This window comes from Granulicella aggregans (genome assembly GCF_025685565.1).
Taxonomy (GTDB): Bacteria; Acidobacteriota; Terriglobia; order Terriglobales; family Acidobacteriaceae; genus Edaphobacter; species Edaphobacter aggregans_B.
Genome location: NZ_JAGSYE010000001.1, coordinates 1,782,636 through 1,806,498 on the forward strand (window position 1 = coordinate 1,782,636; position 23,863 = coordinate 1,806,498).

Here is a 23,863-nt window from a genome sequence, read left to right on the forward strand (position 1 = left end):
GCTGCAACAGCGCTTCATATCGGCATCAAGACGCGCACGCCATAAGCATCGAGACTCACCGCCTCGGACACCGCCGCCCCGCTCAAAACATCCTTCATCTTCCCCGCCACCTTCACAGTAACCGGCTCAGCGTTGTAGTTCAGCACATAAGTCAGCGTTCCCTTGCTGGATCCCCGCCTGGTGATCTCCACGCCTCGCGGCACATCCGCGGCTACCTTCACCCCGGAAGTCGCGGCCAGAGTCAGCAGCACGCGCGCCAGGTCGGCCGGCTCGAGGTGCGCTCCCACATAAACCGCCTTGCCCCTACCAAAGCTGTGAGACGTAATCGCCGCCTTCCCCGCATACTGCCCCGTCGTATAAGTCGCCAACACGTCCGCTCCCTTGGGATCGAGAATGTCGCTCCATACCTTGCACTCCGCCTCGTTCCCAGCCAGCATCCCGGAGAACATAACTCCCTGCTTCTCCGAATAGATCGGCTGCGTGTCCAGCACCTCCACCCCCATCACATCCCTCAGCAATCCCGGCAGCGGAGTATCGACCACCCGGTCATTCTCCTCCTTCACGCCCAGCCGGAAGCCCGCCACAAACACGCCGCCGCCCTGCACAAAGCTGCGAATCCGTTCCGCCTGCTCCTTCGTGACGATGTACATCACCGGCGCGTACACCACCTTGTACCGCGACAAGTCCTTCGTCGCATCCACAATGTCCACGCCCGCGTTCGACGCGCCAACGCATCCATACCAGGTCATCAACTCGGTCGCGTACTTCAGATTCATCTGGCTTGGCTGAATCGTCAGCGCCCAATCCGAGTTCGAGTCGAAGCACAGTGCCACCTCCGCCACATACGGCGCGTTCAAAGCCTCACGCCCCAGCGACTTCAGCTCCTTGATCGTCTGCTTCATCTCGTCGAACCCCGGGCTATGCGACCGGTCATGCCGGATCATCCCGTGCCAGTACTCCTCCGCTCCAAAGTTCGCCGTGTCCCAGCGAAAGTAGTTGATCCCCATCGCTCCATGCGAGATCGCCTGGTACGTCCACAGCCGAATCTGCCCCGGCTCCGGCTGCGGAGAAAAGTACGGCTGCCCCGCCTTGCCCGACTGCTCTTCCATCACCAGGAACGGCTTGCCATCCTTCACGCTGCGCGAAAAATCATGCGCGAACGAAGCCACCGAAGAGTTACTCTGCCCACCAAAGAACAGCGCAAAGAATCCCGGATAGTTGTCCGCCGAAACGAAGTCCAGCTTCCGATACAGATCGCGATCGTCGATCGTATCGACCAGACCTGGAACGTTGTTCGTCGTGATGAAGTGCTTCGGACACTCCCGCCGCAGCATCGTCAACTGCTCTTCGAGATAGCTCACATTCGCGTAGCTCTGGTATCGGTCATAATCCAGCGTCAGCCCCGGATTCGTCGGAGCCCCCGAGGGCAGCGGCACTGGAATCTGCGACCAATCCGTATACGTATTGCTCCAGAAGACCGTCCCCCACGCTTCGTTCACCGCCTCCAGCGTCTTGTACTTTTCCCTTGTCCACGCCTGAAATCCCTCACCGCAAAACCGGCAGTAACAACGTGCATCGTTTCCCAGGGTCAGTTCGTTATCGATCTGCCACCCCGCCACCCCAGGCGTATTGGCAAACCGTTTTGCCATCTCTGTCGCTATCGTCAACGATAGCTTCCGGTAAGTCTTATTCGTCGGACAAGTGAACCGCCGCGACCCATAAGTCAGCGTGACCCCATGCTCATTCACGATCAGGATCTCGGGATACTTCTTTGACAGCCAGGAAGGCGGCGCAGCCGTCGGCGTTCCCAGGATCACAGCGATCCCATGCGCATTCAGAATCTTCACCGACCGCTCCAGCCATGCGAACTCGAAGAATCCTTCCTTCGGCTCCATCAACGCCCAGGCGAACTCTGCGATGCGGACGTTGGTGATGCCCATCGCCGCCATCTGGGTGGCATCGTCTTCCCAAAGATGTTCGGGCGTCTGGTCAGGATAGTAGTCCGTCCCCAGCAGCAGCAGATTAGAGGAAACGTTTACTGTGTCGCCCTGACTAAAAGCCACCCGCCCCGGCAGAACGCCCAACGTCGCCACCGCAGCCCCAGCACTCAGCACAAACATCCGTCGATTCATATTTCCCCCAAGGCCGTTGTTTATAGCAGCCCCAACCTACGATCGGCAATCGACGCCCCTGACAACGTCTCCTAAACCACGGTTCGCATCCCTCCGCAGAACGTCATCTCGACCGCAGCGAAGCGGAGCGGAGAGACCCCGCATTTAGCTTTTCTCCTATTCCTCTCAACTACTTCGCTCACAGCCCCTTCAAAAACTTCAGAAGCCCCTCAAAGTAAACCGCCTGGTCGTCCCACATCGCCAGATGGCTCCCATTCGGACAGATCAGCGACGTCCCATTCGCCACCATCGTCGCCATCCTCTTCAAATCTTCGGGATCCATCGTGTCGTGCGCCGCTCCAATCGTTAGCGTCTTAACCGTGATCTCGTGCAGCCGGTCCCAGCTCTCCCAGTCCTTGAAGTTCCCTGTCACCACGAACTCGCTCTTACCCTGCATCTCGTGATAGATCGCAAGGTTCGCATCGCGGAACGCTCGCGTCACCGGCTCCGGCCACGGCTTCGTTCTGCAGATCACCTGCGGATAAAGCTCTTCCATCATGATCCGCTCGTACTCCGGATTGTCGTAGTCCCGCGCTGCGTCCAGAATCTCCAGCCGCTCCCGCGACTCCGGCCCCAGCAGCCCCTTCAGATAATCGAGTCGCCCCAGGTAAGCCTGGATACCCGCCGTCATATTCGAGATCACTAGCCCCTTCAAGTGCCGCTGATACTTCAGCGCGTACTCGATCGAGAGCATCCCGCCCCAGCTCTGCCCATACAGCACAAAGTCCTCGAGCCCCAACCCCACCCGCACCTCTTCCACCTCTTCGCGATACCGCTCCCGCGTCCACAACGCCGGATCATCCGGCTTGTCCGAGTTCCCGCACCCAAGCTGGTCGTAGTAGTACATCTCGATGCCCGCCTGCGGCAGGAACGACTCCATCGCCTCCAGATACTGGTGCGTAAATCCCGGCCCGCCATGCAGCAGCAACACCTTGAGTGGCCCTTCGCCCATCCGCTTGGTCCACACCTTGTACCGGCCACCCATTACCGGCACCATCTTGATCCCCGCCACCTTGATTCCAACCGGATTTAGCCCGTCGCTCATCGCAGCAGTATACCCACGCCCCAAAAGGGCAGCGGAGTCGATAGACTCTGCTGCCCTTTTGCGTCCATCCGTGCACCCTGCGACGAGTCCTAGTGAGCGATCCAAGTCCAGTTCAGAATCTTGATCGAACTTGGAGTCGCTCCGGTTCCGGCCGTAAATCCGGCAAACGCCTGTGCCGGTATCAACGATTCCAGCCCGCTTCCCGAGTACAGCTTTGTGGTGAAGTTCTCGTACTCATCAAGGTCCGTGATGGAAAGCGTCAGATTCGTTCCATCCGACTCGATCCGCGCATGGAACGTATGCCCGGTGTACAAGAGAATGCCAGTCGATCCCAGATTGATCGAAGGCGTGGTCGGAGAGGCGCCGTTGAGATAGAGGCCAGTCGAGTCTGTCCCCTCGCCAGCATTGTTATGCGTGTCGAACTTGATCGCCAGGCTGTTGCCGATCACCGTTCCTCCGCCGTTCGGGACCGCCGGACCGTAGCCCAGGCCTCCGCCCTGCGATCCGATCGAAGCCAGTCGCTGGTTCTGGATTACAAACGCAAACCCATCCCCTTGGCCGTTCGCGATCTGGAAGTCGAAGTCGGTCGAGAAGAAGCCCTGCGGCAGTACCTTCTGGACCTCAAACGCTGTGGTCGCCTGGAACTGGGTGCCGTTGGTCAACTGCAGCGCCGATCCGTTGACCGCCGCGATGCCATTGAACGCAAGCCCTGTGCCGCCCGAATATCCATCGAACGCCTGCCCTGTCCCTGGAGCGAATCCATCCGGATAGGTCGGCTTCGGATAGAGAAGCAGCGCCGGAGCTGGCGGAAAGGTGTTGATATTGATGTTCCAATCGTAGATAGTCTGAACGGCTGTGCCGGAACCGGTTCCTCCAGTGAATCCCGCGTAGAAGGCGCTGCCGCCCAGCGGGTAAGCCGTCGAGAGGAGCAACGTGAAATCGGTGGACTTTTGCGTCACGAGATCGGTAAGCGTCACCTCGATCTGATTCGTATTCTGCGAGAAGATCCTCGCGTGAAAACGATGGCCGCTATGCAGATCGAGACCGGAGGGCGTCAGGTCGACTGCGGGCGACAGATTCGGATTGTTCGACGAAGTAACTCCGTTCTCCTCGAGCCTCACCGAATTGCTGCCTTCGCCCAGGTTGTTATGCAGGTCGAAGGCGATTGCAAGACTGTTCGTGATGCTCGCTCCGGTTCCGCCGGCAGGATTTCCGTAGCCAAGGCCGCTGCCGGAAGAGCCAATCGCGTTTGGCCCATTCGACTGCAGCACGAAGGCGAAGCCGTCAGCAGTGGCATTCGTCAATTGAAAGTCGAACTGCGCGTCGAGAGAGGAGATCGCGCTCAAATCGATTCTCTTCTTGGAGAAGAAGCTGCCGCTCTCGAACTGACCTCCATCGGTCAACTCGATCGCCGACCCCTGTAGCTTGGCGCTTCCATTAAGTTGAAGTCCCGTCTCTCCCGCAAATCCGCTGCCGTACGCAACTCCTGCTGAATCGACCTCGTTGCCGGTGGACACGCTCGCGCTGTGGAAGGTGTCCCCGGAGTAGCTGGAGATGATGTTGTGGACCCCGGAATCGAGCGATATGGCCGTGCTACTGTTCGCGACTAAAGTCTCATTCAATGACCCCACAAAGCCCGTGGAAGCCGAAGTATTCAGCGGATTCAACTCCAGCAGATCAGGTATCCCGTCTCCCGTGAAGTCTGCGTAAGCAAGCACGGGATAGACGTACCCAGATGGCTGCGGAAGTACGATGCCGGTCGTGTAAAAATCACCCTGCTGCCCGTAGGGGTTGGTGAACTGCTGGGCTCCAAAATACGTCCCGAGATATCCCTCCGAGCCGGTGAACCCCGCTACACCCAGCTTGCCATTGCCGATGACGTCGGCGGCGAACGGATAGCTGACCCCGTTGCTGCCGTGCTGAACGAAGGTATAGTCACCGTTCCCGTGCAAAAAGACGCCGCTGCCGAATCCTGTGAATTCGACGTCCACAAAGCCGTCGTTATCGAAGTCACCGACCAGAAGTGAACCCCCATTGCCCAGCTCACCATAAAAACTCCCCATCAGCGTGACAGCTGCAACGGGAGTGGACTGGAAAGTGCCATCCCCATTTCCGCCAAGAACCACGATCTGTTGCGTCACCACGTCATAGAAGGCCAGGTCCTGAAATCCATCATGATTGAAGTCCGCAATCGCTGGATTGGCGAGTGTGTCTCCGCCTAGCGAAATCGCTGCCTGCACCGCAAACGTGCCGTCGCCCTGTCCCAGCAGCACATGAATCGCACCCCCGCCCGAAGCAGTCTTGCTGACAAGAACCAGGTCTGCTATCCCATCCCTGTTCAGGTCGCCCGTCGCGAGGAACAGCGGACTGTCGGTCAAGTGAGTCGCAGTAGCTGCTGTAAACGTTCCATTGCCATTTCCCAGTCCGATATAAATCGAGTTCGTCGCTGCGTCCGGAATTGCGATATCGAGATTGCCGTCTCCGTTGAAGTCCGCCGTAAGCAGAGCTCCATGCGCTCCGGTTGGTCCTGCAGGCGTAGGCCCGGGCGTAAAGGCACCAGCTCCGTTGTCAAGCAGAACGTTCAATGTCGAAGCGCTATTGGTCTCCGCGATGTCCTGAAATCCATCGTTGTTGAAGTCCCCGGTCGTCGCTGCAACCGCCGTTGTCTTAAGCGCCGCAGGAACGCTGGAGAGGTCCAGCAAATTCCCGCCAAGGTACGAAAGGTAGGGAAGGTAGTCGACATTCACAACCACCGGCGCGGTCGCCAGCACAGCATTGTCTCTGGAAGCGTCTGTAAACGTAACGGTTCCGCCCGGCCTCAGGCTTCCCACGCTCTGCACATTCGCCGACAAAGTAAACCCCGCGCTGGCTGGAACCGCGCTACCAGCGACGCTGGTCGCCGCGACTGCCGCGCTGGGCGTGGTCGAAAAATCGTGATAAACAGAGGTGCTTCCCGCATAGGTCTTCGTCCCGTGAAAGATCGCCCGCAGTTGGTGCGGCCCCGGTGCAAGTTGAACCCGGATAGTCGCCGTCCCATTCGCCAGCAGCTGCGCCCGGCCGATCGGAGCGACGTTCTCGCAGTCCGCCGGTCCCTTGTCGCAAAAGATCACCTGCCCCGGATGCACTACCGTTGGACCTGACGTCACCATCGCCGTCAGCGTCGTGACGCACCCCTGTTGCAGACACGCGGGACTTACATCCAGGGCGGTCGATGTAGACGCCTGGGCACGGCACTCAGTCGAAGACCCTATCAGGGCAAAGACTGCCAGAACCAGGATGGGAAGCAAAAAAGACGGGGCAACGCGCAGAACTCTCATGTAGGTCTCCGGAGTGGTGAGATCGCTTATAGGCAACAGTGCTCGAGTGAGGAAGAATTTCGATGCCGGGTCGTTCCGCGTGCATCGACTTGGAGGGCTGATGCTATCTATCGGTAGCGGGTTGCTCGTAGCTTGGGGAGTAACAACAAGTCGGGCTATGCAGTCGAGCTATGACCGGATGCGCTGTGCCGCGCCTATCCCGCGTCGACGGAATAATACCTCGCTGGCATAGGAATATTCGAGAAAAATAAATAAATCCTCCGCCAACGCGAAAAACCCGCGCTTCGAAGTTGCTGCCTGCTTCAAAAGGAACTATCCGAAGTCGGAGACTTACACTCCCTTACTTACTTATGGTCCTCGTGCAGCGGCGTCCCACCCACAACCGCATACTCGTTCGCTTCGTTGTCAGGTGCCGCGCTATTAGGCCCGGCCTCGGCTCTCTTCCGTGCGATCTCCTTCTGCGACCGCAGCCCCGCCACCGTGCTCCACTGGTCGTTCTTCTTCGGCTCCGTGAGCCAATCCGAGACCGGCATCCCCAGGTACTCCGCCAGAGCATGAGCATACGGCTCATAGAGCTTCCGGATCGCCCTCAGCCGCTCCTCCGATGCCGGATCGCCGCACAGCACAATGTCGGTATCGTTCAGCAGCCCGCAGAGCTTGCGAAAGTCCGCCATCGGCAGCCGGTCGATCTCCTGCTGCGCCGCCCACTGCTTCTTCTCCTTCAGATGAAAGACCAGCACCAGGTCCACCAGCGCATGCCTTGCCATGGCGAAGGTCAACTGCGCCTGCCGTACCGGCGTCCCCTGCAAACTGGTAATCAGCACCGAACACGCATCGAGCACCGCCGTCAGCGCCGACAGCCAGCTCTGATTGTCATGCTGCGACCTGTAGTAGCAGAGAAGCGGGTACGACACATGCGACTCCAGCAGTTCCGCCGACCACCGCTCCCACTCCATCAGCAGTGCGACAATTGCCTCGTCGCCGCCGTCGAACCCATGCCGCCGCAGCAGCTCCCCAGCCGTCGGGGGCGACCCCGCCCGCCCATCCAGCAGCGCGATGCTTACCTCGCGCTTGGAGAACGCTCCGTACAGCACCGGCACATACCCAATCACCAGCGCGACGAAGCCCAGCCCCACGCCCGCCTCGGTAATAATCATCGCCCGCGCCGAGACCACCTGCGGCAGAATGTCCCCCAGCCCCAGCGTGAACAACGTCGTCCCGCTTACATAAAGGTCGGTCTTGAACTGGTCCAGCCCACTCGTCGCCACATGCCCGGTCACGTCGTGAAACGGCGACCCCATCGCATAGAACAGCAGCGCGAACCCGATCTCCAGCACCGCCGCCCACACCACTAGCAGCAGAATCAGGGATGCCGGCCCGTAGATCCCGTAAAAGTCCTCCCGCACCCGCTTGCTCTTGATCCGTCGTGCAATCGCCGCCCACGGCCCCCACGTCACCAGGAAAAACAGCCGGGTGATCCGGAAACGTCCCGCTGGACGCCGTGGCAGGATAATTGTCTGGAATGTGTCCAGACCCACCGCCAACAGAAACACCACTCCCGCAAATCCCGTTAAGATGTGCAAATTCCTTTGGCTCCGAATCAGATTCTAGGCTACGTCTGGCCTGACAGCATCTCTGGCCGCAAGAGCAATAAAGGAGCGCTATGTTGCCTGGACGACAGTAACTGATCGAAAATACCGGTAAGCTCAGCGGGCTTGTATCCCAAATCTGGCATCACGCTCACAGGGGTCTCATCACTACGCAACCGCTCTCCCAACGAAACCACACCATGAAACGAGTCCTGGTCATGGACGATGAACAAATCACAGCCGACACGCTGGGCCTGATCTTTCGCAAGCGGGGATTTGATACCCACGTCGCCTACACCGTCGACGCCGCCCTTGACTTCGTCCGTGAGTCCCATCCAGAACTCATCCTCTGCGACATCACCATGCCCGGTCGCGACGGCCTCGAGTTCATGGTCGAACTCACGCGCATGAACTCCTCCTGCCCGGTCATCGTGCTCACCGGCTACGTCACCAACCTGCCTCCGGTCCGCGAACAGATTCGCAAGATGCCGCAGAACACACACGTCTTCCTCAAGCCCTGCCCGCCCGAAGAGATCCTCCGCGAAGCCACCCGCATGCTCTCCGCCTGACCGTCTCCCGCGTCTGTTGCCACTCCTTATGCCTCGGCTGCCAACGTGAACAACTCGCCCGGTCTTGCTTAAGGGCACGGCTTCAGCCTTGCCATGAGCTCGTCACCTGTCTCGCGGCTTTAGTCGCTGAGGTGCGGTTTATCACTCCCGCGCAGTTACCTCACCAGGTCTTAAACGGCCAGATCAGCCGGAGCAGCGTGCGCAGAAGGACAAAGCTGAGACTGAACTCGGGATCGCCCGGAGAGACATCTCCCATCTTCGGATCGAGCCCACGCAGTTTTTCTTCTGTGATGTTGTCCGTAAATCCAAACGACCGCGACACTGGCTTGTCCTTGCGAACCGGATACGGTTGAAAGTTAGCGCAGGCACGTTTGCAGATCACGCATTCTGAGTGAAAGTAGGCATGGTCCGCACAGTGTGGTTGCTGTGGATCGGGGACCATCTTTCCCGGACGCACGATTTCCAGCGCCTCGCTTCGCAAGTGAATCGGACGAAGTACGACACCCTTTGGAGCGGGCTCAGGCAATTCCATGGCATGAAGTGTACTATCCCGCGTCCCCCATCCACGCTGCTTCACCGCATGGGTGGGTCCTTCGCGCCGGACTCCCGTCCACAACCGGACACGCATGTTGTAAAACGAACACTCGCCGCAATCCTCCATTGCCACCGTCCTAATCACGTCAGCAACTTACCTTTGGCAGCCAAATTGCCCCGATCTCCGGTGCCGCTCCCCATCAAAGGAGTCCCACCCATGCCGCACTTCGAACGCATCCGCGACGTCATCTCCGGCCCCTTCAGCCCCGGCATCATCGACCAGCGTCAGGCTGCCGGCTGGCAGCTCCTCTCCATCGAGTGGCGCCGCGAGCTGCCCGAATCCGAAGCCCCCAGCCCAGGTGCTTATTCTGACGACATCCCCTACGGCCTCCGCATCTCCGATGACTGCTCCCGCCTCGAGATCGACCCCACTGAAAATCAGGTCCTCCAGCAGATGATGGAACTCCTCGCCCAGGACTTCCCCTACCCCAAAAATCGTCAGCGACCTCAACGAAAAGGGCTTCCGCACCCGCGATGGCAGTCTCTGGACCCGCGTCGCCGTCTTCAACATGATGCCCCGCCTCATCGAAGCCGGCCCCCGCCTGCTCACCCACCGCACTTTCAGGTAAACCCGGCCACGAATCCGGGTGCCCCACATTCTCGCTTTTGAGATGTGGGACGCAAATACTCCCTCCGCCCGATAGTCCCCTCGCCGATACTGCCTTCTCCCGAAGTTGGAGGACCTGTTTTCGCTTTGTCGTTGTTGTTGCCGTCATCCTGAGCGAAGCGAAGGACCCGCCACACCTCTTACGTCCGCTCATCTGCTCGAACCTTTCGCCACACGACTCACTGCCAACCCGATCCATTTCCCCCGCCACCGGTGTCTAACTCCACATGGCCCTCGCACGCCGTTGGACCCGCCGACTCCTCCGCGCCTCTCTTTATGCCCTTGTCGCGGTCCTCCTGCTATCCGCCATCCTCCGCACCGCAACCTATCTCTACCGCCTCCGCGCCGAGCACCTCATGGCCGACCTCCAATCCCTCCAGCTCCGCCACAGCACCTGGCCCGAAGCCCAGCGCCTCATCACCCGATGGGGCCGTCACGGACACTACGAAGGCACCTGCGACGCCTCCTTCTGCCGCTACACCATCAGCCTCGAAAGCCCCGAGTGGGCGGAAGAATATACCTTCGCTAGGACGCAGCACTCTAAGGCCGTTGATTCAATAGGGCCGCCGACGCACAATCTGCTTCAGCGTCTTGGGAGTAGGGCCGCGCTAATAGATGTCACGTTCGTCGTCCAGGACGGCGTAATTCTTCGGAAAGGGGCCGTATTTGCCTACAGCGTTGTGAATAACGTCAGGGTCGACGATTCCTACTTGCTCATCGCCACGATTCACTCGGCCAGCCGACTCGGTAACGACGATGGCTGGTACCTAACAGGCACCGACCAACTCGCAAGACACCCGTTCTATACATTCACGAGGCCCGGCGGCTGCACATTCTGCATGATGGCGCGCGTCACCTTTGCTGCCGATACACCAGACTCTCAAGTCCGCAATCTCACAACCTTCGACCTTGCCTGCCTCACGAGCTTTAGACCCTGTACCGCGATCGAAGATGTCTATCCTGCCTCGGAAGGGTGGCACCTCTATGACGGCGCGACGGGAGGCCGCCCCGAGACCATCGAGACACAGAAGCAAAACGCCCCGCTTCCAGTGGCATGTGGCGTCCCAATCTTTGCCCGGGGCCGTGAGGCCGGCCAGATCTTTGCAGTGACCTCAATCACCGAGTCCCAACACACCGAAGAAGGCGTCATTCGCGAGCCAGCAAATCTCCGGCTCGACGAAGTCCTAAAGGGAAGCACATTCCATCGCTTGGGCGAAAGGATGAGCGTAGTTGCTGAGGCTGACGGTCGTTCCACACCTCTTCAGATAGAGACTCCGCTGACCCCAAGCAAACACTTCCTCATCATCTCCTTTTACCCAGCGGACACATCCTATCCACTTGAACTCAACCGCTGTTCCGTCATCCCGGACACCCCCGAAAACCGAGCTCAACTCCAACTCGGGATAGCTCAGAACGACACCCTTCGCCATTCCGACCCACGCGCCGACTGGTTCGTTCCTGAATAGATCGGGTGCCCCACATCTCGCCTCTGAGATGTGGGACGTAAAACGTTCCGCGCTCCAATAACCCGTGTGCCCCATTCATCGCGCTCTTGTCTCTCGCGATGAGTGGGTCTTCGCGCCCCGCGCGAACCGCCCCCGCCCACTCCCAGAATGCTAAACTTCCCTCTGGATGCCCGCCGGAGAAAACCCGCCTTCCTCACCCGATACCCTGGCCAGCCTGCGCCGCAAATCCCGCCCCAAGCTGGAAAAAAGCCGCCCCACCCAACCCGACCTCTTCTCCACCGCAGAATCCGCGCCAGCCCCAGAATCTAAAAAAGCCGTCATTCTGAGCGCAGCGAAGAATCCCCACATTCCGGCCTCTGCCACTGTCGTTCCCGTTGAGCAAGAACGCCGCATCTACTCCGTCCGCGCCCTCGTCGCCGACATCCGCCAGCACACCGAGTCCGCCTACTCCAACATCTGGGTCGAAGGCGAGATCTCCAACTGCCGCCCCGCCGCCTCCGGCCACGTCTACTTCACCCTAAAAGACGGCGAAGCCCAGCTCCCCATCGTCCTCTTCCGCCGCCAGGCCCAACTCCTCCGCTTCCGCCCGCAAGACGGCCTAGCCGTCCTCGTCCGAGGCCGCATCTCCGTCTACGAGTCCCGAGGCCAGCTCCAGCTCATCGCCGAGACCATGGAACCCCGCGGCGCAGGCGCACTCCAGCTCGCCTTCGAACAACTCAAGCGCCGCCTCGCCGACGAAGGCCTCTTCGACGCCGCCCGCAAGCGCCCCCTGCCGCCCTTCCCGCACTGCATCGGCGTCGTCACCTCGCCCACCGGAGCCGTCATCCGCGACATCGTCACCGTCGTCCGCCGTCGCCACGCCCGCCTCAACCTGCTCATCTACCCCGCCCTCATGCAGGGCACGAACAGCCCGCAGACAGTCATCGACGGCATCGCCTGGTTCAACGCACATCCCGACAGAGTTGACCTCATCGTCATCGCAAGAGGCGGCGGCTCCCTCGAAGACCTCGCCGCCTTCAACGACGAGTCCCTCGCCCGCGCCATCGCCGCCAGTGAGCTTCCCATCGTCTCCGCCATCGGCCACGAGACCGACTTCACCATCGCCGACTTCGTCGCCGACCTCCGCGCTCCCACGCCCTCAGCCGCCGCCGAGCTCATCACCGCCGCCCAGCACCGCATCGAAGACCGCGTCCACGCCCTCACCACCCGCCTTCAGCGCGCCGTGTCTTACAGCCTCATGCAGTCGCGGCAGCGCTACGCCCGCCTCTCCGCCGACTCCGTCCTCATGCGCCTCCGCGACAGCCTCTACCGCCGCGAGCAGCACCTCGACGACCTCGCCTACCGCGCCGACTCCGCCCTGCACCGCCGCCTCCGCTCTCACACCGCCCGCCTCACGTCGCTCACCGCGCGTCTCCAGCAGCAAGCCCCCACCGCCCGGCTTGCCCTCACCCACCGCCGCCTCGACCGCGTCCGCGAAGCCCTCATCCGCATCGGCAGCCACCTTCTCGACACCCGCCGCACGCGCCTTGCCTCCGCCACCACGCGCCTCCACGCTCTATCGCCGCTAGCCGTCCTCAACCGCGGCTACGCCCTCATCTACGCAGAGCCAACAAATCCGGGTGCCCCACATCTCGCCTCTGAGATGTGGGACAGCATGTCCGGCCAACCAAGCCCGGGTGCCCCACCCATCGATTCTGATGGGTGGGATGAAAACATCTCCCCCGCCTCGAACGGCACTCTCCTCCGCAACGCCGCCGACGTGAAACCCGGCCAACGCATCCGCGCCCGCCTGGCCACCGGCACCCTCACCGCCACAGTTTTGGAGACCCACGAATGAAGAAGCTCTTCGGCACCGACGGCATCCGCGCCGTCGCCGGCCAGGCCCCGCTTGACCCGCCCACCATCTACGCCGTCGGTCTCGCCCTCGCCCATCACCTCGGCAACTCGCCAAAGGTCCTCATCGGCCCGCCTCGCGTCTTGATCGGTTCGGATACCCGCGAATCCGGCACCTGGATCGCCGCAACCCTCACCTCAGGTCTCATTGCCGGCGGAGCTACTGTCGAGTCCGCCGGCATCATCACCACCCCCGGCGTCGCCTATCTCGCGGCCACCCACAACTTCGCCGCCGGCATCGTCATCTCCGCCTCCCACAATCCCTGGGAAGACAACGGCATCAAGCTCTTCGGCCCCGACGGCTTCAAACTCCCCGACGCCACCGAACTAGCCATCGAAGCGGAGATCTTCCGCCAGCTGGAAATTAGCCAGCTTGAGGAAAGCCGTCATCCTGAGGCGAAGCCGAAGGATCCCGATGCGGCTGACCTCACCACAACCGCTCGAACCTTTCAGCCACAGAACCCGGGTGCCCCACATCTCGACTCTGAGATGTGGGATAGAACCACCACAACCACGCCCGCCGTAAACGAATCCGACCGCCTTGCCTACATCAACTTCCTCTTGAACGCCGTCCCCGACCTTACCCTCACCAATCAAAAAATCGTCATCGACTGCGCCAACGGAGCCGCCAGCTCCATCGCACCGCAGCTCTTCGCCTCCCTGATCGAACGCGGTGGCGGCGAAGTCCACATCACCCACGCCAGCCCCACCGGCCGCAACATCAACGAGCACTGCGGCGCTCTCCACCCCATCGTCGTAGCCCAGGAAGTAGTCGCTCAAAAAGCCACCCTCGGCATCACCTTCGACGGCGACGCCGACCGCGCCCTCTTCGCCGACCACCACGGCAACGTCATCAACGGCGACGCGGTTCTTCTATTGGCAGCAAGAGACCTCGCCGCCCGCAACGCCCTCGCGAACAACACGGTCGTCGCGACGACGATGTCCAACATGGGCTTAGAAGCCGCTTTAAAACGGACGAATATAAAAATGCTCCGCGCCAACGTAGGCGACAAGTATGTCCTCGAGCAGATGCTCGCCACCGGCGCATCCCTCGGCGGCGAACAATCCGGCCACATCATCTTCTCCGGCCGCAGCACCACCGGCGACGGTCTCCTCACCGCTCTGCTGCTGCTCGACATCGTGCAAAGGGCAGGGAACTCCCTTGCCGACCTAACCTCCGACCTCAAGACCTTCCCCCAGGTCATCGTCAACGTGAAGGTCCGCGAAAAACGCCCTCTCGATGCCATCCCCACAGTAGTCGCCGCCATCGCCGCCGCCGAGCACGATCTCAAAGACACCGGCCGCGTCGTCATCCGCTACTCCGGCACCGAAGCCCTCGCCCGCGTCATGATCGAAGCCGAATCCGAACCCCTCATGCGCCACCATTCAGAGGCGATTGCCGCCGCCATACGGAATGAACTCGGCATCTGACCAGCGGCGCTAGCTTCTCCCTTGTCATCCTTCCACGAAGTGGGAGGATCTGCTTCTTCTATCTCGGCCGCTAATGCGTTGAGAGGCGCTAGACCGCAACCCTGAGCGTAGCCGGGAGTCGAAGAACGCGATGCTACTGGCATCGACGTCGCTGAAAATCACGGCCACCCGCTAAAGAGAATGAAATCTTTGCCGAGCTTCGCGTACTAGGCGCTCGAGGCTGGAGAGATATAAACGGGCTAATTCGACAGGCGAGTCAACCGGTACGCCATTGATCACCGGAGGATTTCTTAGGGAACAGTAAATAGAAGCTACTTCTGGCCGTAGTGAAATGTAGTACTTTTCAAGCTCCCCGCTCGGAGTTTTTATCATCCATCCGGACCCGCCTTCCGAATCTCCTACGAACATAGCCACGCTTCCTGGCGGCCGAGGGCCAAAATCCCTCTCGGGCTGAAAATCGTGGATCACAACCTCATTAGTCAAGGAGATTGACTCACCTTCTTTAACTATCTTGTTCCGAAGCACGTACATATAGCCCGCGATTGGATCAGCTTTCAACTTAGCCATTTCGGGTTCGTACCAAGCCTCAAAATCCTGAACAATATTCTTTAGGTGCGGTAATGCAAAAGTTACAGAACGTCCCCAATTCACTACATTAGCGAAACCCGACCGCAAACGTCCTGGAGTAGTTCGCATATCCTCCAGCCCGTGCTGAGCGGTGAGCAATATGAACTCGGCTCCTTGCAGAACTTCCTCTACACTTTTCTTCTGCAAGGTGGCAGCTCCCTATTTTGGAAATAGATCTCGCTTGTCGCGAACAAATTGATTGGTTTGTATCTTGGCCGCTTCGAAGAACGCCGGTCAGCCTTCAGAGGGCTAGCGAGATCTAAATTGACTCTTTAGAGAGAACGCCCTTAGCTTCTCTGCGAACACGCTTGTTATACTTGCGTTTTATCTCGGCACGCTGACCAGGCCGCCACTGTAAGAAGCGTCTCCATCGCGTGAGGGCATCATGCTCATATCCGGATTTGATCGGCACTTCGCCCTTGGCCATTTCATCTTCCCCATCTAAGCATAACTCTGTGCCGGTGGGCCGGGCACCGCACATCTCGCTCCTGAGATGTGGGACGTACGCCCCCTAAACCCCGCTCCACATCACCGCCAACCCCGCCATTACTCCCAACCCGGCTACCGCACCCGCCAGCCGCAACCCCGCCTTCTTCCCCACCAACTCCGACATCGCACTCAGCGAATAGACGCTCACCGGCCCCAGCGTGCACAGCAGCGCCACCACATAAGCCGCCGGAGCGCCCGCGCGATAAAGTACAAACGCCAACGCCACATCCAGAGCCATAGGAACCGGCAGCAGCGTCCCCACAATCGCCACCCCAATCACGCCGATCACCGACACCGGCAGATGCGTCCCATACGCCGGAATCACCACCGCCATCGTCGCGCCCAGCACCGCTGCCAGCAGCATCCACGGCAGCGTCATCAGGAACAGCCGCGCAAAGTTCCGCAGGTACTTCGCCCCAAACGCCGCCAGCCGAGCACCCAGCGAAGGCTGCTCCTCAAACGATCCCATCGAAAGAATCTTCCGCTTGTTCTCCGCCACCAGCAGCGGCACGCAAGCCAGCAGCAAGACCGGCACGGCCACGCGCCAAAGCGCAATGTGCAGTGGAAACAGCACAAACGCCATCGCCACCACCACGGGGTTCATCGTCGGCGAAGCGATCATCGCCGCCAGCGTCATCCGGGTGCTCGCGCCACCCACGATCAGGCTCTGTGCCACCGGCGTCGCGCAGTTCGTGCAAACGCCCAGCGGAGCTCCCGCCACCGCCCCGCACAGCACATTCCCCGCCGCAGATTCAAACCGCTTTGGCACCATCGCCCCGGCAAACAGCGTCATCATCGCCGCCCCAAACGGCACCGCGAAGTACATCCCAAACCGGTTGGTATACAGCCAGTTCACGCTCGTCTTCGCAATCTGCTCCGGCACCGGCATCTCCGGAGTCACCTTCAGCAGCGCGTCAAACGAGATCGTCCCGGCCACCTTCACCCCATTGCCCGCATGGAGCTTCTTCAGCAAAGCCGGATACCGCTGCTGCGTCCAGAAGATCAGCGCGATACTCACCGCCAGCAGGATCGACAGCGAGACCTCAAGCCTCGGCAAACGGCGCGTAGGAGCGGCAACGGCGACAGTCGGAACGGAGAACGGAGCAGTAGACATAGGCCTACCAGTCTGCCCGTTTATGGTGGAGACGTCCATCAATCAATAGATGGAGATTCGCCGAGATCGCCGCAAAGAAGCGCAACCTTCAATCGGCGCGCCACACCCCAACTCAAGAGACGTCATCTCGACTGAAGCGGCGGACGGTTGTATCGTCGGTCGCGCAGTGGAGAGACCCCCGCATTTCCTCTTTTCACCCCTGCCAAGCCACCCAGACCTGTCTTACCCCGCAACTTCGCTCGCATAGATCTGGTACGACACCTTCGGCCTCTCGCCGCTTTCATTCATCGCATAAACCCGGTCCCGAATCGCCGCGTCCTCCGCCGTCACCCGTTCCCGGCTCCGAAGATAGTCCAGCCACGACTCCATCAGGAACGTCTCGTTCAGCCGCTCCGGATCCGTCGCATCCCGATAGATCCCCCACCGTATCGCCCCATCCCGCAGCCTCACTCCGCGCAGCTGATGGATCGCCTTGGTGAACTCCGCATAGTGCTCCGCCTTCACTACGTACTCCACGCTCACCCGCACCGGCCCCGCCGTCACATCCGACTCACCCGCCAGTTGCGGTGCCGGCCGCTGCCACTGGTAAGGAGTGTGGTCCGGCAACGGGCCCTCCAGAATCCTGAACCGGTGCACCACCGGCAGTGTCACCAGCAGCCCCGCCGCCGCCGCCACCAGCGCCACCGGCGTCGAGCTATGCTCCGCCACAAACCCCCAGGTAATCGACCCCAGCGCCAGTCCGCCCTGGAACGTCATCAGGTAAGTCCCCAGCGCCCGCGCCTGCACCCACGCCGGCACCGCAAGTTGCACCGAAGTATTCAGCGTCGCCATCGTGCTCGTCCACGCAAAGCCCGCAGCAATCAGCACCGCAATAATGATTCCTGGAGACCGCACCCGGGCCATCACCAGCAGCGTCAGCGCCATGTACGCCGTCGCTACGGCAATCATGCGGCTCGCTCCAAACCTGCGCCTTACCTTGCCCAGAACGGTCGCCGCGATGACTGCCCCCAGTCCCAGCGAGCCATTCAGAATGCCGTACCCCATCGCTCCCTGGTGCAGGTCACGGTTCGCCACAACCGCCAGCAGCGACCACACCGCCGAGACGAAAAACGTAAACGTGAACGCCCGTATCAGCGACGACTGTAGTGACGGCGAGTACCGCACATACCGCAGCCCCGACCGGATCGACCCCTCGATACGCTCCGCGGGCAGCACGCTCTTGAACAGCGGCACCCGCTTCCAGTTCACCAGCACCCAGATCACGCCCGCAAAGCTCAGTGCGTTCAGCAGGAACACCGAACCAGCACCTTTATCGACGCCCTTGAACGACGCCACCATCAACCCGCCCAGCGCCGGCCCCACTGCCCGCGCCAGGTTGTTGCTCGCCGAGTTCAACGACACCGTATCCGGAATCAGCTCCCGCGGCACCAGCTCCGGCACAATCGCCTGCCAGGCCGGATTGTTCATCGCCGATCCCACATTCATCAGAAACGTAAACGACAGCAGCGCCCACGGAGAGATATGCCCCAGAAACGTCAGCACCGCCAACACCGCGACCGTCGCCAGCATCCACGCCTGCCAGAAGATCAGCAGCCGCCGCCGGTCGAAGATGTCCGCCGTGGCCCCGGCCAGCAGCCCCAAGATCAGCACCGGCAAGCTCGCCGCCGCCTGCATCAGCGCGATCAGCAGCGGCGAGGTGGTCAGCGTCGTCATCAGCCACGTCGCTGCCGTGTCCTGCATCCATGTCCCAACGTTCGACACGGTCGACGCAATCCAGCGATCGCGAAACAGCGCGATCCTGAGCGGCGCAAACCCGCTTGAAGAAGTCACAGGCTGCAGAAGAGGCTTAATCTCTGGCGTCGAATTCGGGGTCTCAAAAGGCATCCATCCCAGTCTATCGGCATGACAAGCGCATGGCTGGTCCTTGGCTCGTCTCGCGTATTGGCACGGCTTCAGCCGTGCCAAAGATGCTTTTCAGGGAACGCGGCTTCAGCCGCTGAGGTACGCCTCATCTGCTGTAAAACGGCTTAAAGAGGAAACCCACGCAGCGCGGTGGGGGCTGATGCGTGGGTTTGCCTGTTATTGCAACGAAGTGGGTGGACTTCGCTGTGACCGACTCAACCCGAAGGGAGTCTTGCCACTCACCTACTTTAAGGTAATCATCCCGAAATGTCAACAAATTTACTGTCGGAGAAGCGCCCATCGCTCGTTATCCGCCCCCTTTACTCTTGGAACAGTCCAGACAATACAGGAGCAAAGCTTGAAGCAGTCAACACACACCCTCGAAATCACCACCCGCGGCCAGAACCTCTACGAGTTCACCTCCGCCGTCGCCCAATGGATCAGCCGTCAGGAGATTCACACTGGCCTGCTCACCGTCTTCTGCCGCCACACCTCCGCCTCGCTCCTCGTCCAGGAGAACGCCGACCCCACCGTCCGCACCGACATCAAGGCCTACTTCGACCGCATCGCCCCCGAAAACGGCCCGTATCGCCACGACTCCGAAGGCCCCGACGACATGCCCGCCCACCTTAAGACCGCCCTTACCCAGGTGCAACTCTCCATCCCGCTCGTAGAGGGACGCCTCGCGCTCGGCACCTGGCAGGGCATCTACCTCTTCGAACACCGCACCCGCCCCCACCGCCGCGAGATCGTCCTTCACCTCATCGGCGAATAGTTCTCACAAACGTCTCCATTTCTCAGTCACAAAATTCAGAACCAATCGAAAGAAACGTCATCTCGACCGCAGCCGTGCAGCCTTATCGCACGGCGTAGTGGAGAGAGACCCCGCATTCGCTTTTGTTTGCTCTTGTTTTTGCCGTTATCGGCAGCGGAGTCGAAAGACCCCGATACCGCTCATGTCCCACAACCTCTCGAACCTTTCAACCCAGACCCTCCCCAAACCAATCGTCCACTTCGTTCTAGAATCGGGACGTGCTATTCGACCGAGTCCGGCCCAGCCTCCATCTCGCCGCCGCCAAACCCGTCCTCGCCTCGTTGCTCCTTTTCTTCCAGGTCACGCCTCACCCCGAAGCTTCCCCGCAACACTTCCGCTACGAACGCACCATCCGCCTTCCGACCTCCGTGACGCCTCTTGTCGGCGAGACCTGCGCCGTCCTTGACGCCTCCGTCTTCACCCACGCCTCCCCGTCCCTCAAAGACCTCCGCATCTACGCCAGAAACACCGAAGCAGGTCGTCCCGAAATCCCCTACGCCATCACCCTCAGTGAGCCCCTCCAGCAGGACACCGACGACGCCCGCATCCTCAACCTCGGCACCCGCTCCGGCCACATCGTCTTCGACCTCGCCATGCCGTCGCGCCCCTACACTGCCGTCGCCCTCGATCTCGACGCCCACGACTTCATCGCCACCGCCGAGGTCTCCGGCAGCCAGCAACTCTCCGCGCCCCAACCCACCAGCCTCGGCAGCTTCACCCTCTTCGACCTCGCCAGCCAGCACCTCTCGCACAGCACCAGCCTGCCGCTCTCAGAGTCCAGCTTTCCCTACCTCCACATCGATCTATCCCTCGCCCCCGCGCCCGGAACGTCCGGCACCGCCGCGTCCCTGAACCGTCCAGAGATCGTCAAGTCCGCCTCCGTCCCGCCCAGCCGCGAGGCCCAGACCCTCTACACCACACTCCAGCAGACCTCCGCCGTGATCCAGCGCGGCCGCGAATCCGTGGCCACCTTTCAGGTCCCCGCTCGCGTTCCCATTGAACGCATCGCCTTCACTCTTGCCCCCGGCTACAAGGGCAGCTTCAGCCGCGCCGTTCGCCTCGAGGCCCGCGTCATACCCGGCAAGAACCCCGACCCCACAGTCGACTCAGCCCCGGAAGACGACACCCCGCCTTCCGCCGAGACTTCCACCGGCACCATCCTCAGCGTTCACAAGCTCGAAGCCGGCCGCGAGATCGCCCAGGAAGACCTCGCCATCCCCACCGCCATCGGCGCCAACATGCAGCACTTCGCCGAGCTCCAGGTGGCCATCGACAACGGAGACGACACCCCTCTTCCCATCGCCTCCGTCCAGCTCCAGATGCGTCAGCGCCGCATCTGCTTCGACGCCACTGTCGCCACCAACCAGCCCTTGCAACTTTTCTACGGTGACTCCACCCTCGAAGCCCCGATCTATGACTACGCCAAACTCTTCAAGCCCTCCGCCACGCCGTTGATCGCCACCCTGGCGCCCGAAGCATCAAACCCCACCTACACCCCCCGCACCGACACCCGCCCCTTCACCGAGCGCCACCCCGAACTCCTCTGGATCGTCCTCCTGGCAGTCGTCTGTATCCTCGCCCTGACCGCCTTCCGCAGCGCCAAAAAACTCCCCCGTTAGGTCACTGCCTTCATTCTGAGCGAAGCGGTGAATCTCCGCATTTGTTCAGCCACCGAAGCCCGGGTGCCCCATCCATGCGCAGCCTCACCGCGCATGGGTGGGAACGTAAACCTTATCCCTAGCCTTTTCGAACCGCCACCAACTACTTCACCACCGGCAACTCCACAAAACTAGCCTCTTTCCCTGAGTGATACACCCTCTCGGTAGCCTTCTTATAATCCTCCGGCTTGGCAAAGAAGATATTCGGCACAAACGTCTGCGGGTTCCGGTCATACAGCGGGAACCAGCTCGACTGCACCTGCACCATCACCTTGTGCCCCGGCAGAAACACATGGTTCACCGTAGGCAGCGCGAACTTATACGTGAGCGGCTCATTCGGCGGAATCGCCTTCGCCTCCGCCAGGCTCTCGCGATAACGCCCGCGGAAGATGTCCATCGACACCGCAAGCTGATACCCGCCCATCTCGACGTCACCGCCAACCTCATCCGGGTACACATCGATCAGCTTCACCACCCAGTCCGCATCGCTGCCGGTCGTCGAAGCCACGAGGTGAGCAATCGGCTCCCCGCTGATCTTCAGCGGCGAAGTCAGCACGTCGCTTGTATACGTCAGCACATCCGTCCGGCCAGAGAACTCCCGCTGATCGTCCACCAGCCACCGCACCCACGAGAGGTTCGGCGTATACCCCATCGGCTGGTTCGGCCTTGTACGAAAGGGAACAGGCTTGGCCGGATCGGACACAAACTCATCAAACTCCTCGCCCCCGGCAGGCACTTTGAACCCCAGCTTCGATCCCGCCTGCAAATACATCGGAGTCGCCTTCGGCTCGCACCCATGCGCGCATCCCGAAGGCCACGACTCCAGCCGCTCCCACGTATTCGTCCCCGTCTCATACGCGGTCACCGGAGCCGTCTTCAGCGGTGGCGGATCATCCTTCAGATAGTGTGCGAGGAACGGCGCAAGAATCTGCTCGCGAAAATAAAGCCCGGTATCGCTATGGAACTTCACCGCTCCCAGCGAACTCGCCTCTTCGATCTCCTGCCCATGATGCCACGGCCCAATCACCAGGAACAGCTTGTCGTTATGCGTGTCCTTCGGCTCCAGCGCCTTGTACGTCGCAATCGCTCCGTAGATGTCCTCCTGGTCCCATAGGCTCTGCACCAGCATCGTCGGCACCGTCAGCGGCTCTGCAGCCACTACCTTGTCGACCGCCTGATCACTCCAGAAGCTGTCGTATGCGGGATGCTCGATGACCTTCTTCCAGAACCCGATCTGCTCCAGCCCCCGACGTTTGCCCAACTCTCCCGCCGACCCAAACCTCATATAAAAGTCATAGTCGTCGAAGTACGTATTCAGCCAGTGATAGTCATTCCCTCGCGACCCCGCCTGCTCATAGATGTAGCTCATGTTCTGTTGCCGGAACGCCCCGTTATGGAACCAGTCGTCGCCGCGCCACCCATCCACCATCGGGTTCATCGGCACAGCAACCTTCAGCGCCGGATGCGGATGCGAGATTGGAATCAGCGCCGTAAATCCGTCATACGAGATACCCAGGATCCCCACCTTTCCATTCGACTCCGGCACATGCTTCACCAGCCAGTCTATGGTGTCGTAGGTATCGGTCGTCTCATCCACGGGAGTAGGATTCAGCGGTCCATGATTCGGCCGGTTCATCACATAATCGCCCTCGCTGCCATACTTGCCGCGAATGTCCTGCACCACGCGAATGTATCCACCACCGATGATCGTCTCCAGCGCATTGTCATACCCAAACAGCGCGCTCGCGAGATGAATACTTTGCGCATTGGTTGTCGTCGCCGTAGCGCTATAAGGAGTGCGCGTCAGCAGCATCCCCTCATGCTTCGCTGGCTTCTCTTTTAGAGACAGGGGAACCAGGATGACGGTATGCAGCTTCACCCCGTCGCGCATGGCGATCATCACCTCGCGCCGCTCATAGTCCATGCCCTCACCGGCATAGGTCGGCTGCTGCAAAGTGGTTGGCGTCTCACTTGGATAGTTGGGATACTGCGGAACGGTCTGCGCATGAGAAGACAGAGCAGCCACCGAAAACACTGCCGCAAACAAGACGATTCGCTGAGACATATGCAAGAGGTTCACCAGAGAGTGATTTATCGAAGCCGGGTAGCAACAGCCTACAGGACTTCAAGCTTTCACAACTCCCAACCCTTGTCATCCACCGCCAACCCTTGTCATCCTTCGCCGCAGGCGGAGGATCTGCTGTTGTCCTTGACGTTGCTCGTTCTTCCTCCACCAACCACAACTCCGTCATCCTGAGCGAAGTCCCTTGCAGCTTCACCGCAAGGGGCGCAGTCGAAGGACCCCGTCGCTGCTGACATTACCGTGTCCGCTCGAACCTTTCAGCCCAATAGCTAACGCCGCGGATCATTCCCCTGCTTATGGTGGGCCTGTTGGCGTGCGCAAACGGGTTTTCGCATCATGCGTTGTCGAAGCGCCGTGAATGATATCCAGGTAATAATGCCGCACGTAATGAGTACTCGCGGCGGTTCGATACCCGCGACCGCCGCATAGATCGCTCCAAGATCTACCAGCACGAAAACGAAGAGGCTGAAGGAAAGCAGCCAAACCCAAATCTT

16 protein-coding genes are annotated in these 23,863 nt (G+C 60.6%); 7 read left to right on the forward strand and 9 right to left on the reverse strand.

Features of this window, described 5'->3' with window-relative positions; genetic code table 11:
* Positions 1-14: 14 nt before the first annotated feature.
* The 4 genes from OHL18_RS07085 to OHL18_RS07100 form a co-directional block, all read right to left on the reverse strand.
* Positions 15-2,132, reverse strand: a complete 2,118-nt coding sequence (locus OHL18_RS07085) for a beta-galactosidase (RefSeq protein WP_263374113.1) — start codon at positions 2,130-2,132, stop codon at positions 15-17.
* Between the two features lie 178 nt (positions 2,133-2,310).
* A complete protein-coding gene (locus tag OHL18_RS07090) occupies positions 2,311-3,216 on the reverse strand; it encodes a proline iminopeptidase-family hydrolase (protein WP_263374114.1) in 906 nt (301 codons plus the stop codon).
* An 89-nt stretch (positions 3,217-3,305) separates the two neighbouring features.
* Positions 3,306-6,533, reverse strand: a complete 3,228-nt coding sequence (locus OHL18_RS07095; RefSeq protein ID WP_263374115.1) for an FG-GAP-like repeat-containing protein — start codon at positions 6,531-6,533, stop codon at positions 3,306-3,308.
* A gap of 344 nt (positions 6,534-6,877) precedes the next feature.
* Positions 6,878-8,116, reverse strand: a complete 1,239-nt coding sequence (locus tag OHL18_RS07100; RefSeq protein ID WP_263374116.1) for a potassium channel family protein — start codon at positions 8,114-8,116, stop codon at positions 6,878-6,880.
* 206 nt (positions 8,117-8,322) lie between these two features.
* Here OHL18_RS07100 and OHL18_RS07105 point away from each other — a divergent pair, with 206 nt between their 5' ends.
* Positions 8,323-8,691: a response regulator gene (locus tag OHL18_RS07105; RefSeq protein ID WP_263374117.1), complete on the forward strand. Its 369-nt coding sequence runs from the start codon at positions 8,323-8,325 to the stop codon at positions 8,689-8,691.
* 160 nt (positions 8,692-8,851) lie between these two features.
* Here the strand turns inward: OHL18_RS07105 and OHL18_RS07110 are convergent, their stop codons facing one another.
* Complete coding sequence (locus OHL18_RS07110; protein WP_263374118.1) at positions 8,852-9,073, reverse strand: hypothetical protein; 222 nt, start codon at positions 9,071-9,073, stop codon at positions 8,852-8,854.
* A gap of 369 nt (positions 9,074-9,442) precedes the next feature.
* Here OHL18_RS07110 and OHL18_RS07115 point away from each other — a divergent pair, with 369 nt between their 5' ends.
* The 4 genes from OHL18_RS07115 to OHL18_RS07130 all read left to right on the forward strand — a co-directional run bounded on the left by OHL18_RS07115 (position 9,443) and on the right by OHL18_RS07130 (position 14,682).
* On the forward strand, positions 9,443-9,895 hold the full coding sequence (locus tag OHL18_RS07115) for a hypothetical protein (RefSeq protein WP_263374119.1): 453 nt from the start codon (positions 9,443-9,445) through the stop codon (positions 9,893-9,895).
* 224 nt (positions 9,896-10,119) lie between these two features.
* Complete coding sequence (locus OHL18_RS07120) at positions 10,120-11,358, forward strand: hypothetical protein (protein WP_263374120.1); 1,239 nt, start codon at positions 10,120-10,122, stop codon at positions 11,356-11,358.
* 166 nt (positions 11,359-11,524) lie between these two features.
* Positions 11,525-13,195, forward strand: a complete 1,671-nt coding sequence (xseA, locus tag OHL18_RS07125; RefSeq protein ID WP_263374121.1) for an exodeoxyribonuclease VII large subunit — start codon at positions 11,525-11,527, stop codon at positions 13,193-13,195.
* Positions 13,192-14,682 carry a phosphoglucosamine mutase gene (locus tag OHL18_RS07130; RefSeq protein ID WP_263374122.1) on the forward strand — a complete coding sequence of 497 codons (1,491 nt, stop codon included), beginning with the start codon at positions 13,192-13,194 and terminating at the stop codon, positions 14,680-14,682. The genes xseA and OHL18_RS07130 overlap by 4 nt, the downstream gene beginning before the upstream one ends.
* Before the next feature lie 171 nt (positions 14,683-14,853).
* On the opposite strand, the gene OHL18_RS07135 is transcribed toward OHL18_RS07130, so the two are convergent.
* From OHL18_RS07135 to OHL18_RS07145, 3 genes are all read right to left on the reverse strand, one after another.
* Positions 14,854-15,456 (reverse strand): hypothetical protein, encoded by a 603-nt coding sequence (locus tag OHL18_RS07135; RefSeq protein ID WP_263374123.1) that lies wholly within the window; start codon positions 15,454-15,456, stop codon positions 14,854-14,856.
* 364 nt (positions 15,457-15,820) lie between these two features.
* On the reverse strand, positions 15,821-16,912 hold the full coding sequence (locus tag OHL18_RS07140; RefSeq protein WP_263374124.1) for a permease: 1,092 nt from the start codon (positions 16,910-16,912) through the stop codon (positions 15,821-15,823).
* A gap of 222 nt (positions 16,913-17,134) precedes the next feature.
* Positions 17,135-18,796 carry an MFS transporter gene (locus OHL18_RS07145; RefSeq protein ID WP_263374125.1) on the reverse strand — a complete coding sequence of 554 codons (1,662 nt, stop codon included), beginning with the start codon at positions 18,794-18,796 and terminating at the stop codon, positions 17,135-17,137.
* A 376-nt stretch (positions 18,797-19,172) separates the two neighbouring features.
* On the opposite strand from OHL18_RS07145, the gene OHL18_RS07150 reads away from it, so the two are divergent.
* Positions 19,173-19,589, forward strand: a complete 417-nt coding sequence (locus tag OHL18_RS07150; RefSeq protein ID WP_263374126.1) for a secondary thiamine-phosphate synthase enzyme YjbQ — start codon at positions 19,173-19,175, stop codon at positions 19,587-19,589.
* A gap of 257 nt (positions 19,590-19,846) precedes the next feature.
* Positions 19,847-21,247, forward strand: coding sequence for a DUF3999 domain-containing protein (locus tag OHL18_RS07155; RefSeq protein WP_263374127.1), 1,401 nt, complete (start codon positions 19,847-19,849; stop codon positions 21,245-21,247).
* Between the two features lie 142 nt (positions 21,248-21,389).
* On the opposite strand, the gene OHL18_RS07160 is transcribed toward OHL18_RS07155, so the two are convergent.
* Positions 21,390-23,351: a CocE/NonD family hydrolase gene (locus tag OHL18_RS07160; protein WP_263374128.1), complete on the reverse strand. Its 1,962-nt coding sequence runs from the start codon at positions 23,349-23,351 to the stop codon at positions 21,390-21,392.
* Positions 23,352-23,863 lie beyond the last annotated feature (512 nt).

Bases quoted from the DNA above. Each gene is read 5' to 3' on its own strand.
- OHL18_RS07120 (WP_263374120.1), top strand. From the start codon at position 10,120: ATGGCCCTCGCACGCCGTTGGACCCGCCGACTCCTCCGCGCCTCTCTT.
- OHL18_RS07095 (WP_263374115.1), bottom strand. From the start codon at position 6,533: ATGAGAGTTCTGCGCGTTGCCCCGTCTTTTTTGCTTCCCATCCTGGTT.
- OHL18_RS07130 (WP_263374122.1), top strand. From the start codon at position 13,192: ATGAAGAAGCTCTTCGGCACCGACGGCATCCGCGCCGTCGCCGGCCAG.
- OHL18_RS07090 (WP_263374114.1), bottom strand. From the start codon at position 3,216: ATGAGCGACGGGCTAAATCCGGTTGGAATCAAGGTGGCGGGGATCAAG.
- OHL18_RS07115 (WP_263374119.1), top strand. From the start codon at position 9,443: ATGCCGCACTTCGAACGCATCCGCGACGTCATCTCCGGCCCCTTCAGC.
- OHL18_RS07085 (WP_263374113.1), bottom strand. From the start codon at position 2,132: ATGAATCGACGGATGTTTGTGCTGAGTGCTGGGGCTGCGGTGGCGACG.
- OHL18_RS07145 (WP_263374125.1), bottom strand. From the start codon at position 18,796: ATGCCTTTTGAGACCCCGAATTCGACGCCAGAGATTAAGCCTCTTCTG.
- xseA (WP_263374121.1), top strand. From the start codon at position 11,525: ATGCCCGCCGGAGAAAACCCGCCTTCCTCACCCGATACCCTGGCCAGC.
- OHL18_RS07160 (WP_263374128.1), bottom strand. From the start codon at position 23,351: ATGTCTCAGCGAATCGTCTTGTTTGCGGCAGTGTTTTCGGTGGCTGCT.
- OHL18_RS07105 (WP_263374117.1), top strand. From the start codon at position 8,323: ATGAAACGAGTCCTGGTCATGGACGATGAACAAATCACAGCCGACACG.
- OHL18_RS07140 (WP_263374124.1), bottom strand. From the start codon at position 16,912: ATGTCTACTGCTCCGTTCTCCGTTCCGACTGTCGCCGTTGCCGCTCCT.